Genomic DNA, 1,175 nt, shown 5'->3' with positions numbered 1-1,175 from the left:
TTTTTCCTTGTTTGCATATACTGCTAAGGGCTTTCGAGAAAAGGAGTGTGTAAAAATGAGTGAAAAATGGAATATTAATGATCCGTATGTTTATCAGGCTTTAACGGGACTTCATAATCAATCCCTTGCCGTTCAAACGACACGTGGCTCAGTACGAGGTATATTACAACAGGTCATGCCTGATCATATCGTCATCATGATGGGCGGGGCACCATTCTATATTCGTACAGCGCAAATAATTTGGTTTCAACCGATAATGTGTGAATAAGCCAAGCTCCATCCAACATATGATGTCAATGGTTATTATTTACGGATGGAGGCGTAAAGCTCATGATGAAACGTGTGAATAAAATCGCCATTGAGTTACCATATCCGGAACATGGCGATATGAATGCAGCTGCAGCTGTTCAGGAATTAATGGGAGGCAAATTCGGTGAAATGTCCACCTTAAACAATTACATGTTTCAATCCTTTAATTTTCGAGGCAAAAAAAAGCTAAAACCTTTTTATGATTTAATTGCAAGTATTACGGCGGAGGAATTTGGTCATGTTGAGTTAGTAGCGAATGCCATTAATCTACTTTCTATTGGCAATACCGTTCCTGGTGATCCTGACACCGCGCCACTGCAAAATGGGAAGGATGCCCGTTATTCTACACATTTTACAACTACCGCTCAAACAGCTTGGCCAGGTGATGGGATGGGAAGACCGTGGAATGGAACTTTTGTCAATAACAGTGGTACGCTCGTTGAGGACCTTCTCGCCAATTATTTATTGGAAATCGGTGCAAGAAACCATAAAATGCGTGTTTATGAAATGACTACCCATCCTACTGCCCTGGAAATGATTGGTTACTTACTCGTTCGAGGCGGAACGCACATTATTGCCTATGCGAAAGCACTCGAAGTAGCTACGGGGGTAGAGGTAGGCAAGATGCTTCCTGTTCCAAGTTTGGATAATAATAAATTTGATCACGCCAAAAAATTTATGGATCAAGGATTGTACAATGTATTGTATACATGGGGAGAAGAGGACTATCGGGATATCAACCAAATTTGGAAAGGAGCTAACCCTGAAACTGGCGAAACACTGAGAGTAATTGATGGAATGCCTAAGGGTGCGCCTGTGCCCGACTTCCCAGAACTTCCAGAGCAATTTGCCCCAGGGATTGATCG

Annotated in this window: 2 protein-coding genes; both read left to right on the top strand. The window is 42.2% G+C overall.

The features are described from left to right. Positions 1-55: 55 nt before the first annotated feature. Positions 56-268 (top strand): YuzF family protein, encoded by a 213-nt coding sequence (locus tag F1560_RS21975; protein ID WP_095308167.1) that lies wholly within the window; start codon positions 56-58, stop codon positions 266-268. A 62-nt stretch (positions 269-330) separates the two neighbouring features. Next, a partial coding sequence (locus F1560_RS21970; protein WP_149476725.1) for a manganese catalase family protein occupies positions 331-1,175 on the top strand: 845 nt, incomplete at its 3' end.

The sequence above is a fragment of the Oceanobacillus polygoni genome (assembly GCF_008304605.1).
GTDB classification, from domain to species: domain Bacteria; phylum Bacillota; class Bacilli; order Bacillales; family Amphibacillaceae; genus Oceanobacillus; species Oceanobacillus polygoni.
The sequence above is the reverse complement of the archived record's forward strand: the minus strand, read 5'-3'. Positions and strand labels throughout refer to the sequence as shown.